The 12,433-nt window shown below is 65.6% G+C and carries 12 protein-coding genes; 9 read left to right on the forward strand and 3 right to left on the reverse strand.

Going from position 1 to position 12,433, the window contains the following annotated elements; translation table 11 throughout:
* From VFH59_RS01680 to VFH59_RS01715, 8 genes are all read left to right on the forward strand, one after another.
* The coding region (locus VFH59_RS01680) for a GDP-mannose 4,6-dehydratase (protein ID WP_325163155.1) at window positions 1-710 on the forward strand (710 nt) is incomplete at its 5' end.
* Between the two features lie 8 nt (window positions 711-718).
* Window positions 719-1,861, forward strand: a complete 1,143-nt coding sequence (locus VFH59_RS01685) for a LegC family aminotransferase (RefSeq protein ID WP_325163156.1) — start codon at window positions 719-721, stop codon at window positions 1,859-1,861.
* Window positions 1,862-1,865: 4 nt separating this feature from the next.
* Window positions 1,866-3,026: a UDP-N-acetylglucosamine 2-epimerase gene (gene neuC / locus VFH59_RS01690; protein WP_325163157.1), complete on the forward strand. Its 1,161-nt coding sequence runs from the start codon at window positions 1,866-1,868 to the stop codon at window positions 3,024-3,026.
* Window positions 3,023-4,108: an N-acetylneuraminate synthase gene (gene neuB / locus VFH59_RS01695; RefSeq protein WP_325163158.1), complete on the forward strand. Its 1,086-nt coding sequence runs from the start codon at window positions 3,023-3,025 to the stop codon at window positions 4,106-4,108. Before neuC ends, neuB begins: the two co-directional genes overlap by 4 nt.
* On the forward strand, window positions 4,105-4,767 hold the full coding sequence (locus VFH59_RS01700) for an acetyltransferase (protein WP_325163159.1): 663 nt from the start codon (window positions 4,105-4,107) through the stop codon (window positions 4,765-4,767). Before neuB ends, VFH59_RS01700 begins: the two co-directional genes overlap by 4 nt.
* The gene (locus VFH59_RS01705) at window positions 4,764-5,819 is read left to right on the forward strand and encodes a nucleotidyltransferase family protein (protein ID WP_325163160.1); all 1,056 of its coding nucleotides are present in this window, start codon (window positions 4,764-4,766) and stop codon (window positions 5,817-5,819) included. The genes VFH59_RS01700 and VFH59_RS01705 overlap by 4 nt, the downstream gene beginning before the upstream one ends.
* Before the next feature lie 4 nt (window positions 5,820-5,823).
* Window positions 5,824-6,495, forward strand: a complete 672-nt coding sequence (locus VFH59_RS01710) for an acylneuraminate cytidylyltransferase family protein (protein WP_325163161.1) — start codon at window positions 5,824-5,826, stop codon at window positions 6,493-6,495.
* Between the two features lie 42 nt (window positions 6,496-6,537).
* Window positions 6,538-7,449, forward strand: coding sequence for a glycosyltransferase family 52 (locus VFH59_RS01715; RefSeq protein ID WP_325163162.1), 912 nt, complete (start codon window positions 6,538-6,540; stop codon window positions 7,447-7,449).
* Between the two features lie 45 nt (window positions 7,450-7,494).
* Here VFH59_RS01715 and VFH59_RS01720 read toward each other — a convergent pair whose 3' ends face one another.
* From VFH59_RS01720 to VFH59_RS01730, 3 genes are all read right to left on the reverse strand, one after another.
* On the reverse strand, window positions 7,495-8,682 hold the full coding sequence (locus VFH59_RS01720) for a CDP-glycerol glycerophosphotransferase family protein (protein ID WP_325163163.1): 1,188 nt from the start codon (window positions 8,680-8,682) through the stop codon (window positions 7,495-7,497).
* A gap of 103 nt (window positions 8,683-8,785) precedes the next feature.
* Window positions 8,786-9,877, reverse strand: a complete 1,092-nt coding sequence (locus VFH59_RS01725) for a UDP-N-acetylglucosamine 2-epimerase (protein ID WP_325163164.1) — start codon at window positions 9,875-9,877, stop codon at window positions 8,786-8,788.
* Window positions 9,870-10,724, reverse strand: coding sequence for a glycosyltransferase family 2 protein (locus VFH59_RS01730; protein WP_325163165.1), 855 nt, complete (start codon window positions 10,722-10,724; stop codon window positions 9,870-9,872). Before VFH59_RS01730 ends, VFH59_RS01725 begins: the two co-directional genes overlap by 8 nt.
* Before the next feature lie 279 nt (window positions 10,725-11,003).
* On the opposite strand from VFH59_RS01730, the gene pilB reads away from it, so the two are divergent.
* The coding region (gene pilB, locus VFH59_RS01735) for a type IV-A pilus assembly ATPase PilB (RefSeq protein WP_325163166.1) at window positions 11,004-12,433 on the forward strand (1,430 nt) is incomplete at its 3' end.

A 12,433-nucleotide genomic window follows, 5' to 3' on the forward strand; every position in this document is an offset into this window, starting at 1 on the left:
CGGACAGCTACGTAGCGACCAACGTCACCGGCACGCTCAATATCTGCCAGGCGGCCCTGCAGCAAGGCGTGCAGCGGGTCATTCATACGTCCACCAGCGAGGTGTACGGAACGGCCTGCTCCGTACCGATCAACGAGGACCACCCGCTTCAGCCGCAATCGCCATACAGCGCATCCAAGATCGGTGCGGACGCCATCGCCGGGAGCTTCTTCAGCGCTTTCGACCTGCCGGTGACCATCGCACGTCCCTTCAATACCTACGGCCCGAGGCAGTCGGCCCGCGCGGTGATTCCTACCATCGTTTCGCAGATCGCCAGCGGCAGGAAGGTCATCGAGGTCGGCGATCTGTCGCCGACCCGTGACTTCAACTACGTCAAGGACACCTGCCAGGGCTTCCTTGAACTGGCCCACGCCAGTGGCACGGCCGGACAGACTTTCAACATCAGTTCCAACCACGAGATATCGATCGGCGCCCTGTTCGATCTGATCCGCGAGCTCATGGACAGCGATGTCCGGTTCGTGGTCGATCCGCAACGGCTGCGCCCGGGAAAATCGGAAGTTTTCCGGCTGTGGGGCGACAACGCCAAGATCGCACGGGCGACCGGCTTCGCCCCCCGCCACTCCCTCCGCGAAGGGCTGGCCGCGACGATCGAATGGTTCACGCAACCGGGTAATCTGGCCAAATACAAACCCGGCCTGTACAACGTCTGAGACAGCGCATGCTCCGCGAAATCATCAGTTTGGTTCGGGATATCTACCGTACACAGGGACCTGTGCCGCTGCATGCCCCGTCGCTCGGCAACCGCGAGCGTGCGCTGGTAAACGACGCCCTGGACTCCACCTTCGTTTCCAGTGTGGGCCCATACGTCGACCGTTTCGAGGCCCTCGTGGCGCAGTACACCGGTTCCGAGCGAGCCGTTGCGACCGTGAACGGGACGGCGGCGCTCCACGTGGCGCTGCGAATGGCAGGCGTGCAACAGGGTGACCTGGTGATGACGCAACCGCTGACCTTCGTGGCCACGTGCAACGCGATCCGGTACTGCGGCGCAGATCCCGTGTTCATCGACGTCGCCCTCGACACCCTGGGCATGTGTCCGGATGCCCTGCGGGCATGGCTTGAAGCCGAAGCGGCCGTCGGCGATGACGGCGTCTGCCGCCATCGCGCAACCGGACGCGCGATCCGTGCATGCCTGCCCATGCATACGTTCGGTCATCCGGCGGATATCGACGGACTCTCGCAGGTGTGTGCGGCGTGGGGACTGGCGCTCATAGAAGACGCTGCCGAGTCCCTGGGGAGTCTCTACAAGGGCCGGCATACCGGCACCTTCGGGCTGCTCGGCACGCTCAGTTTCAACGGCAACAAGATCGTCACGACCGGCGGCGGCGGCATGCTCCTCGCGAGCGCCGGCCTGGGCGACCGGGCAAGGCATCTGACGACGACGGCCAAGGCCCCGCACGCCTTCGAGTACGTGCATGACGAGGTCGGCTACAACTACCGGCTGCCCAACATCAACGCGGCCCTCGGTTGTGCCCAGATGGAGAACATCGACCGGTTCATCTCGGCCAAGCGTGCGCTGGCCGGCCGCTATGCGTCATTTTTCGAGAACAGCGATTACCAGTTCGTCTCCGAGCCCGCCGGCTGCCGATCCAACTACTGGCTCAACGCCGTGGTGTGCAAGGACCTCGGGCATCGCGACGCCCTGCTACGGGGCACCAACGAGGCGAAGGTGATGACGCGCCCCATCTGGCGCCTGATGCCGCACTTGCCGATGTACGCCGATGCGCTCCGTGGCGCCCTGGATCGGTCGCTATGGCTGGAACAGCGCGTCGTCAACCTGCCAAGCAGCGTGCCTCCCGGGTGACCCGATGAGAAAGATCGCCGTTTTTACCGGTTCGCGCGCGGAGTACAGCCTGCTGCACCCGCTACTGACCGGCCTGCGGGAAAATCCCAGGATCACGCTCCAGCTGATCGTGGCGGCCATGCACCTCTCTCCGGAGTTCGGCATGACCGCGCGCCAGATCGAGGCCGACGGCTTCGTGGCTGATGCCAGGGTCGAGATGCTGCTGTCCTCGGATTCCCCGGTGGGCGTCGCCAAGTCGATGGGCCTGGGGCTGATCGGACTGGCCGACGCCCTGGATCGCCTGCGTCCGGATGTGTTGATCCTGCTCGGAGATCGTTTCGAGACACTGGCGGCCGCCCAGGTGGCGCTGGTGATGCGCATCCCGATCGCGCACATCCATGGCGGCGAAGTCACGCAAGGCGCATATGACGACGCAATCAGGCACGCCATCACGAAAATGGCCAGCCTCCATTTCGTGGCGGCGTCCGATTACCGGCGGCGCGTGATCCAGTTGGGGGAGCGCCCCGAAACCGTGTTCGATGTCGGCGCCCTGGGCGTGGAGAGCATCCGGCGGGCGGAGCGGCACCCGGTCGAGCTGCTCTCCAGGACGTTCGGCTTCGACTTCGGTCGTCCCTACCTACTGGTGACCTATCACCCGGTGACGGCCGGCGACGAGGATCCGGTCTCCAGCACCGATGCGCTCCTCTCGGCGCTGGACGGCGTGCCCGGTTACCGCCTGATCTTTACCTATCCGAACGCGGACAACGGCGGGCGGGCGATCCTCGAGCGCATCCAGGAATACGCTTCGAACCAGGTCGGGCGCGTGCTGGCCGTGCCGTCGCTTGGTCGCGAGTTCTATCCTTCCGTCCTGGCCGGCGCCGCGGCGGTGGTGGGCAATTCATCGAGCGCGATCATCGAAGCGCCTGCTCTCGGCATCCCGGCGGTCGACGTGGGTATCCGGCAAAAGGGCCGCATGGCTGCGGCCTCGGTGATCCACTGCCCGCCTGACGCCACAGCGATCTCTGCGGCTTTGCGGCGCGCCCTTTCGGACGACTTCGCCAACGGCCTGAAGCAACTTCACAACCCCTATGGCGACGGTCAGACGTCGGCGCGGATCATCGATATTCTGGAAGGCGCGGGGCTGTCCTGCGAAAAGCCCTTCCATGACCTGGAGACGGGCGCATGAGCAGCGCTGAAGAGAAGGTTTTCGTGATCGCGGAAGCCGGCGTCAACCATAACGGCGACCTGGATGCGGCTATGCGCCTGGTCGAGGTGGCGGCGGAAGCCGGCGCGGACGCGGTGAAATTCCAGACTTTCCAGGCCGACCGCCTCGTCTCGCGCGAGGCTCCCATGGCCGAGTACCAGAAGGCCGGTCCGAGGCCGCCGGACTCACAACTGAAGATGCTCCGCCAACTCGAGCTGCCGCATGCTTGGCACCGCTCGCTACAGGATCGCGCGCGCAGTCACGGCATCGAGTTCCTGTCCACCGCGTTCGATGCCGGGAGCCTCGCTTTCCTCCAGTCGCTCGAGTTGCCGCGCTACAAGGTTCCCTCGGGCGAACTGACGAATGCCCCCCTGCTCTGGCAATTCGGTCGTACGGGAAAGCCGCTCATCGTTTCGACGGGCATGGCGACGCTGGCGGACATCGAGCGAGCGCTTGCAGTGATTGCGCACGCTTCGGTGGCGGACAGGGAACCGGATTCCCTCGACGAGGCCCTGGCCTGCTGGGGCACGCAGGAAGGCAGGGAGGCCGTGGCCGGGCGTGTATGCCTGCTCCATTGCACCTCGCAGTATCCAACGCGGATCACTGACGTGAACCTCCGCGCCATGGCCACCATGTCCGCCGCTTTCGGGCTTCCGGTGGGTTACTCCGACCACACCGCCGGTCAGCTGGCAGCGACCGCCGCGGTGGCTTGCGGCGCACGCATCATCGAGAAGCACTTCACCCTGGACCGTTCGATGCCGGGCCCCGATCATCGCGCCTCGCTCGAACCGCACGAGCTGGCGCAAATGATCGCAGACATTCGCCAGCTGGAGCTGGCGCTCGGCGATGGCCGCAAGGTCCCGCGTGGCGGCGAATGGGACATGCGATCGGTGGCCCGCCAGCAGGTGATCGCCGCCAGGGAGATCAGGAAGGGAAAGAGGCTGGACCGTGCCGATCTGGGAACGGCCCGCTGCGGGCGTGGACTGCCGGCGCATGCCTTGTGGGACCTTGTCGGCAAGACGGCCGCCCGCGATTTTCTGCCGGGCGAGGTCATCGATCCATGAGAGACGACCGGCCGCTGATACTGCTCGGGGCAGGCGGCCATGCCAAGGTCGCCCTTTCACTCGCCCATGCGGCCGGACGGACGGTCATCGGCGTCTGTGCAAGCGAGCTTGCTGCGGGGACGGATTGGCGTGGCGTGCCGGTCCTGGGAGGGGATGAGGCACTCGACGCGATCGATCCGGCCCGCGTCCAGCTCGTCAACGGCATCGGCATGATGCCTGGCACGACGCGGAGGCAGGAGCTGTTCCAGCGGCTTGGCTCGCGAGGGTTCTCGTTCGCCACGATATGTCACCCGCGGGCTACGGTGGATCCAACCGCGCGCCTGGCGGCGGGGGTCCAGGTGATGGCCGGCTGCGTCATCCAGCCGGACGTGGCGGTGGGGGACAACACCCTTCTCAACACCGGAAGCTCCGTGGATCATGATTGCGTGATAGGTGCCCACGTCCACATCGCACCGGGAGCAACACTGTGTGGCTCGGTGAACGTCGGGCCAGGCGTATTCATTGGCAGTGGCGCGACGATCGTCCAGGGGATAGCCCTCGGCGCGGGTGCGGTCATAGGCGCCGGCACGACTGTGGTCCGGGACCTGCCCGAGGGAGCAACGGCCAGGGGCGCAAGTCCCCTCCTCCGCTCTCCGCACGACAAGAAAGGCTTTGCATGAAAGACTGGACCACGGCCATCGTCAGGCCCGACGCTCCGATGGAGCACGTGATCGCCGTGCTCGACCGCAGCGCGCTTCGCATTGCTCTTGTCAACGACGAGGACGGCCGCCTGGTCGGCACCATCACCGATGGGGATATCCGCCGGGGGCTGCTGCGGCATTTGTCGCTGGATGCTCCGGCGCACACGTTGATGTGCGCCACGCCCACCACCGCTCCGACGACATGGACACGCCAGCACATGCTGTCGGTCATGGAGGAGCGCCAGCTCCTGCAGCTGCCCATCGTGGACAGCGAGGGGCGCGTGGTAGGGCTGGAAACCATGCATGGCCTGCTGCGCCGGCAACGGCGCGACAACCCGGTTTTCCTGATGGCGGGCGGGCTCGGCACACGGCTGTGGCCCTTGACCAGCGACGTCCCGAAGCCGCTTCTTCGCGTCGGCGACAAGCCGATGCTCGAACTCATCATCGACGGGATCGCAAAGAACGGGTTCCATCGGTTCTTCATCTCCACCCACTATCGGCCGGAGATGATCCGGGAATACTTCGGCGACGGCAGCCGCTGGGGCGTCGACATAAGCTACGTCCACGAAGACAGCCCCCTGGGAACGGGGGGAGCGCTGAGCCTGCTCCCGCGCGAGGAAATCACGCTGCCGCTTCTGATGATGAACGGGGACGTGCTCACGACGCTCGACCATGGCAACCTGCTCCGCTTCCACGACGAGTGCGGCGGCGATGCGACCGTGGGCGTATCCGAATATGCGCATCAGGTGCCCTTTGGCGTGATCCACGCCTCGGGCAACCGCATCACCTCCATGACCGAAAAGCCGGTCCAGAAATGGTTCGTCAACACGGGCATCTATGTGCTGTCGCCGGAGCTCATCCATGGCCTGGCACCGGGCGAGGCCTTCGACATGCCTTCATGGCTGCAGAAGTGCATGGAAGGCGGGCGGCAGATCAACATGTTCCCGGTCCATGAGAGCTGGATGGATGTCGGCCGGCCCGACGACCTGGCCCGTGCCCGGGGCTCTCTGGCACCGCAGGAAGACACCTGACGCGATGTGCTCGCTCGCCATCATCCCCGCGCGCAAGGGCAGCGTAAGGTTGCCCGGCAAGAACACGCGCCTGCTCGGGAACAAGCCCATGGTGCAATGGACGATCGAGGCCGCGCTCGGGAGCGCCTGTGTCGACGAGGTCCTGGTTACCTCCGACGACGAAGAGGTCCTGGGGATTGCCGGCAAGCTCGGTGTACCCCACCTGGTGAACCGGCCTGCCTCGCTCGCCGGACCGGATACCTCCAGTGCGGATGTCGTCCGGCACGCACTGGCCGAGGCGGATGTCCGGGGGATCGAGACGACCAGTATCTGCCTGCTGCAGCCAACGTCGCCTCTCCGCACCTCGGCCCATATCGACGAGGCCTTTGCGATGAGGGCCGGCCCGCGGGCGAAGCCTGTGGTTTCGGTATGCGAACTGGATCATCCGCTGGCCTGGTGCTTCCGCCTGGACGACAGGCAGGAACTGCACAGCCTCGCGCTGCCCCAGGTGCCGCTCCCTTACCGGCTCAATGGCGCGATCTACATCGTGGATCGCGATCATTTCGAGTCTTGCGGCCAATTGGTGCCGCAGGAGGCATTGGGCTATGTGATGCCAAGGGAGCGTTCGGTGGATGTCGACACGCAGTACGATTTCGATCTGGCCGCAGTGCTCATCGGGCGCCTGCAAGCAGGATAGGCCGTGGCACCTCGCCGTGCAGTCGCGCCTCCAGGGACGCCCATGCAACACGTCATCGTTCGTACAAAACTGCAGGCATCGATCGTCGAACGGCTGGTCGAAGACCAGGTGGTCCGCCCACCCTTCCACCTGATCCAGGCCTCCCATGCCAGCGAGCCCGACCCGACGCCCCACCTGGGCAAACTGCTCCGGCTGGCGGGCCGCGTGACGGTCATCAGGCGTCCGCACCATGGCTTCGTTCGCGTCTTCCTTTATTTCCTCGGCTTGCTGATCCGTAGCCGGATCGATGGATCGGACGTTTTCCTGGCCAACGTGAACTGGTATCACTTCGGGCTTGCCCTGAGGCTCGTGCCCGGAAAGCGGATCCGTACCTTCGACGACGGTACCGCCAACGTGCAGCCGAGGAGCGCGTTCTACACCGATGACGTGGTTGATCTGTCCTCGATCCGGGGACACGTCGCTCGGCGGCTGTTTCCAGGCGGGGTGGCCCGCTTTACGCGCTCTCGTATCGAGAGGCACTACAGCATCTATCCGGACATGGAGAACATTGTCGACGCGCAGCGGATCGTGCCGGTCCGGATCGACTGGAAGAGCATGCTTTCAGCGGAGGACGTCACTCGTCTTCCAAGGCAGGTCAGCCGCATATTGATCGGCACGGTCTACCAGGAAGCGCTGAAGATCTGGGGCATCGACGTGGATGACGCCCGCATCGCCAAGGCCATTGCGTGGGCCGACCTCTATCTGCCGCACCCCAGGCAGCCCGGAAGCCACGCCGTGGACGAATGTCTCAAGAAGTACCCGGCCGAGGCCCTGATCAGTTTCTACGCGAGCCGTGGGCCTATCCAGGTGGCGCACTTCAACTCGTCCGCGGTCCTGCCTTTCGCGAACGACCCGCGCATCCAGTTGATCGATCTCTCCCGCGACCCACCGCTGGCGATGCTTTCCGGGCAGTGAGACCGCGCGCCCCGCGGAACCGGTCTTTCGTACCCGGCACGACCGCTATCGAAGGGAGTGGCGCTCGACGAGATGGTGTCTGAGGCGGGCGACGCAACGCTCGGCCGCATGTCCATCCGCCATGCCCCCGTAGACGACATCCCTGGCATGCCGATGGGCCGCGCCATGCTCGCCCAGATAGACGGACGGTGCCCGTAGACGGGAATCGAGAAGCTCGAGCACAGCCGGCATGTCGGTGGCCACATCGCCAAAGCGGAACTCGGGCCCCAGGGAGAAGCCCTTGGCGAACGGCGGGGGCACGTCGAGAAAGATCGCGGGCCGGTCCAGAAGCAGAAAGTCGAACGCGACGGATGACCAGTCGACAATCAGGACATCGCTTATCGCCAGGATGGATTCGGTGTCCGGATGGTCGGCGGATGAGACGAACCGCACACGGTCGTTCGAATAGTCCTGCGCCCCGGCGGTGTTCAGGTGCTTGCGCACGAGCAAGGCCGCCCGGTGGCGCTCGCACACGGCCGCGAGGGCATCGAGGAAGGTCGCCTCGTCGATGCCGAAGGGGTAAATGTCACGCCTGGCATCATCCTGGCTCCAGGTCGGCGCAAAGAGCACGCAACGCTCGAATGCCTGCAGGCCGAGCGTCTGGCGTATCCGTCGACGCACTGCTTCGCCGGCGTTCAACAGCGTATCGGTCCTGGCATAGCCGGTGGCCACGACCCGGGCCGCATCGAAGCCGAAGCGTTCGACGTAGAGGTCCCTCAATGCCGGCGATGAAACCCAGACCTCGTCGTAGCGTTGTTGCACACGAAAATCCCCGGCATCGAACCCTTTGAACGGCACGCCGTGCCATACGTCGAAAAAAGGCAGCTTGCCACGCCCGAGCAGCAGCCGGAGGCTATGCAGCCCATGGTCGGTGATTACGGCTGCCGCCCTGGCCAGGAGCCACGCCGCAGCCGGATGGGGCGCCAGCACGCAGTCGATGCCCTCGGCCCGGAGCCGGCGGTAATAGGCCGGATCCATGGTCAGGAAAACAGGACGCCATGCGCCCGGGCAACTGTCCATGTAGCGATAGAGTGCAAGCAGATTGCCGTTGAGCTTGTGCCCATAGAGGACGATCCAGGGCGGCCGGCCGTTCCGCGCGGGGAGCAGCGCCCGCAACGCGAGCGCAAGCAGGCCGTGGATGCCGGTAAGCACCAGGTACAACCAGTGGGATGGGCGCTTTCGATCGATTTTCATGGCCGCAGGTGTCGTCGTCCCGGCGCCAGGTTCTCCGACATGTTCCCGCAGGCGCGCCGTTGGCGCCGGCAGCGCCACGTCGCACCCGTCCGTCGCCCGTACATCACTGCCTGAGCGCAGCCACGATTCGCTCGGATGGGCTGTCGCCGCCCCCCGGCACCGGTGCCCTGCGCAGGCGTGCATGGCCACCCGCGCCAAGGAAAGCGACGATGCCCGCGGGAACCTCCGCTTCCATCAGCGCGTTGCCACCCAGTCCGTCCGGGCGCTCGGTGCGCTCGCGCATGACGATGGTCGGCACGCCGAGCACCGCCAGTTCCTCCTGGTTCGAGCCGCCATCGGTCAGGACACAGGCAGCCCCGGCGGCCAGTCGCAGGAATGCGCTGTAGCCGAGGCGCGGCGACAGCGTCACGCCGGGAGCGGCCTTCAATCGCTCATCCAGCCGTTCGGCCGCGAGTCGCTTGCGCGTCGCAGGGTGGAGAATGAAGTGCACCGGCGCCAGCTCGGCGACACGCTCGATCAGCTCCGCCAAATCGCGCAAGCGCCGCGTGTCGTAAATGTTCTGGAACCGATGCAGGGAAACGACGAAGTAGGGCCTGGCTGCATCCGGCTCGATCGCCGCGGCGCCGGAGATCGCGACGGCGTCCGCAATCGTGTTGCCGCCGGTACCGATGACAACGGCCCGATGCCGCTTCCGCATATACTCCATCGCCGTGGCGCTGGGACACATGGCCATGTCGGTAAAGCGAAAAACGAGGCGGCGCAGGATTTCTTCGGGGAATGGATCCAGCAACCTGCCCGAGCTCAAGCCACTCTCGACATGGACCACGCGGGCGCCGTGCCGCCACCCGGCTACCGCGCCGATGAGCGTGGATAGCGTGTCCCCGTGCACCAGCACATCCGGCTTGTCGGTCCGCAGCGCGCGGATGCACCGTGTGACGCCAGCATAGGCGGCCGGCAGCCAGCGCAGCAGCGAGCGAACCGTGGCGCGTTCCGCCGCGGGAACGGCCGGGACTTGTGGGGAGCGGATACCGAACTCCTCGATAAGGTCCTGCATGGTCTCCTGGTGCTGCCCGGTCATCACCAGGGTCACCGGCAGCCCGATCCGCTCGCACTCGACCACCACCGGCGCCACCTTTATCAGTTGGGCCCGGGTGCCGATGACGAAGATGCAATGGCGCCGTTCCAGATCAGTCATTGCGACGATACATCAGCGCGGTGATCTGCTCGGAGATCAATCCGATCAGGAAAACGATCACCGCCGCGCTCCACAGCATGGTGCTGCCGTTGGTCAGCCTTCCATGCGTGGTGAAGGTCCAGAAGTAGTTCAGACATCCCGAGAGAAAGAACACCACGCTCGCCGGAGCGAACAGTTTGAGCGGCGAATACAGCGTGGCGATCTTGAAGATGATCAGCAGGAACCTGAGCCCGTCGCGCAGCGGCCGGATGTGGCTCCGCCCCACCCGCTGGGCCGCCTTGATCGGCACGTAGGCGACCGGATAGGCGCTGCGGAAGAAGGCCATGGTGCTGGTGGTGGGGTAGGAAAAACCATTCGGCAGCAGGTACAGGAACTCGCGGAACTTGTCCGCGCGTACGGCGCGGAAGCCGGAAGTGAGGTCCAGCACCGGGTGGCCGGTCATGCGCGTGGCCAACCAGTTGTAAAAGGTGTTGGCCAGGCCCCGGCCAACGCCGGCCTGGCTGCCCCAGTCGCGCGCGCCGATGGCCATGTCGTAGCCCTCCTGCAACCGGGCGAGCAGGCGGTCGATGTCGGCCGGATCGTGCTGGCCGTCCCCGTCCATGAACACCAGCCACTCGCCCTTCGCCGCACGCGCACCGCGCTTGATTGCCGCCCCGTTGCCCATGGAATAGGGGGAGGACAGGCAATCGACCGCGTTGGCGGCGCAGATCGCGCGGGTGTCGTCCGTCGAGCCGTCATCGACCACCAGGATCTCCGCATCGGGCTGGGCCGTGCGCAGCGCGGGCAGCAGTCGGGCCAACGCCGACGCTTCGTTCTTTGCGGGCAGGATGATGCTCAGGCGTTTCAAGAAGGTTCCCCCGGATATCGGGCGATCATAGCGCGGGGCATGCCGGGAAGGCGGGCGATGGGCCGCTCCGCGGCGGGAGATGTGCCGGTTGCCGCAGTTCGACGGAGGGACAGGTATGGCAGGGCAAGGCGGCTGCCCATGTCAGCGCGGGAGGCCACTTTCGTGACGACCTTGGCGACTTCCGGAAAGGGCGGACCGGCACTCTGGCCGGCAGATGACCGCGCGGCATTTCTGGGGTAAATTCCTTGTCAATAAGGGGGCTTAAGGCCGGAATCTACCATGTCATCCCAATTGCAACCGTCGCTCGCGGGCCTCACCGGCATGGCGCGTCGCCTGGTGTCCGAGGGCGTGCTGCCGGAGGCCGATGTTCGCAAGGCGGTCGCCGATTCGGCCCAGCAGAAGGCATCGCTCGCAGCCTGGCTGCTCGATCACGGACTGGTCGAAAGTGCCAGGCTCACCCAGGTCGCTTCCGCGGAATTCGGCATGCCGATGATCGACGTCAGCAGCATTGCTGCGTCGTCCATGCCGGTGAATCTGATCAGCGAAGCGCTGATGACCAAGCACCAGGCGTTGCCGTTGTTCAAGCGCGGCAAGCGCCTGTTCGTGGGCATCGCCGATCCGATGCAGTCGCACGCGCTCGACGAGATCAAGTTCCATTCCAATTGCATGGTGGAGCCGATCCTGGTCGAGCGCGGCCAGCTCGCCCGCGCCATCGACGGCGCCCTGGCGGCGGTGAACGCGACGATGCCCGACATGGGCAGCGACGAGTTCGACGACCTGTCGCTGGAGACCGCCGACGAGGATGCGGCGGACAGCACCGGCATCGATGCCACCGGCGGCGACGACGCGCCGGTGGTCAAGTTCGTCAACAAGATCCTGGTCGACGCGATCCGCCGTGGCGCCTCGGACATCCATTTCGAACCGTTCGAAACCAACTTCCGCGTGCGCCTGCGCATGGACGGCATGCTGCGTCCGGTGGCCAACCCGCCGATGAAGATGGCCAGCCGCATCTCCTCGCGCCTGAAGGTGATGGCCGGCCTGGACCTCGCCGAGCGCCGCGTGCCGCAGGACGGCCGCATCAAGCTCAACCTCTCCAAGAGCCGCTCGATGGACTTCCGCGTGAGCACCCTGCCCACGCTGTTCGGCGAGAAGATCGTGCTGCGTATTCTGGACAGCTCCTCGGCCAAGCTGGGCATCGACAAGCTCGGCTACGAGGAAGACCAGAAGAAGCTCTACCTGGACGCCATCCACAAGCCCTACGGCATGGTGCTGGTCACCGGCCCGACCGGCTCGGGCAAGACGGTTTCGCTGTACACGGCGCTGAACATCCTCAACACGCCCGAGCGCAACATCTCCACCGTCGAGGACCCGGTCGAAATCCGCGTCGAAGGCATCAACCAGGTCCAGCAGAACACCAAGCGCGGCATGACCTTCGCCGCCGCGCTGCGCTCGTTCCTGCGCCAGGACCCGGACGTGATCATGGTCGGCGAAATCCGCGACCTGGAAACCGCCGAAATCGCGATCAAGGCGGCGCAGACCGGCCACATGGTGCTCTCGACCCTGCATACCAACGACGCGCCGCAGACCATCGCACGCCTGATGAACATGGGCATCGCGCCGTACAACATCACCTCGTCGGTGACCCTGGTGATCGCTCAGCGTCTGGCGCGGCGCCTGCACGAGTGCAAGAAGCCGCACAACCTGCCTCC

Origin of the sequence: Frateuria sp. (genome assembly GCF_035695185.1) — a bacterium.
GTDB lineage: Bacteria > Pseudomonadota > Gammaproteobacteria > Xanthomonadales > Rhodanobacteraceae > Frateuria_A.

Coding starts and splice junctions, on each gene's coding strand:
- VFH59_RS01685 (WP_325163156.1), top strand. CDS start 719: ATGCTCCGCGAAATCATCAGTTTGGTTCGGGATATCTACCGTACACAG.
- neuC (WP_325163157.1), top strand. CDS start 1,866: ATGAGAAAGATCGCCGTTTTTACCGGTTCGCGCGCGGAGTACAGCCTG.
- neuB (WP_325163158.1), top strand. CDS start 3,023: ATGAGCAGCGCTGAAGAGAAGGTTTTCGTGATCGCGGAAGCCGGCGTC.
- VFH59_RS01700 (WP_325163159.1), top strand. CDS start 4,105: ATGAGAGACGACCGGCCGCTGATACTGCTCGGGGCAGGCGGCCATGCC.
- VFH59_RS01705 (WP_325163160.1), top strand. CDS start 4,764: ATGAAAGACTGGACCACGGCCATCGTCAGGCCCGACGCTCCGATGGAG.
- VFH59_RS01710 (WP_325163161.1), top strand. CDS start 5,824: ATGTGCTCGCTCGCCATCATCCCCGCGCGCAAGGGCAGCGTAAGGTTG.
- VFH59_RS01715 (WP_325163162.1), top strand. CDS start 6,538: ATGCAACACGTCATCGTTCGTACAAAACTGCAGGCATCGATCGTCGAA.
- VFH59_RS01720 (WP_325163163.1), bottom strand. CDS start 8,682: ATGAAAATCGATCGAAAGCGCCCATCCCACTGGTTGTACCTGGTGCTT.
- VFH59_RS01725 (WP_325163164.1), bottom strand. CDS start 9,877: ATGACTGATCTGGAACGGCGCCATTGCATCTTCGTCATCGGCACCCGG.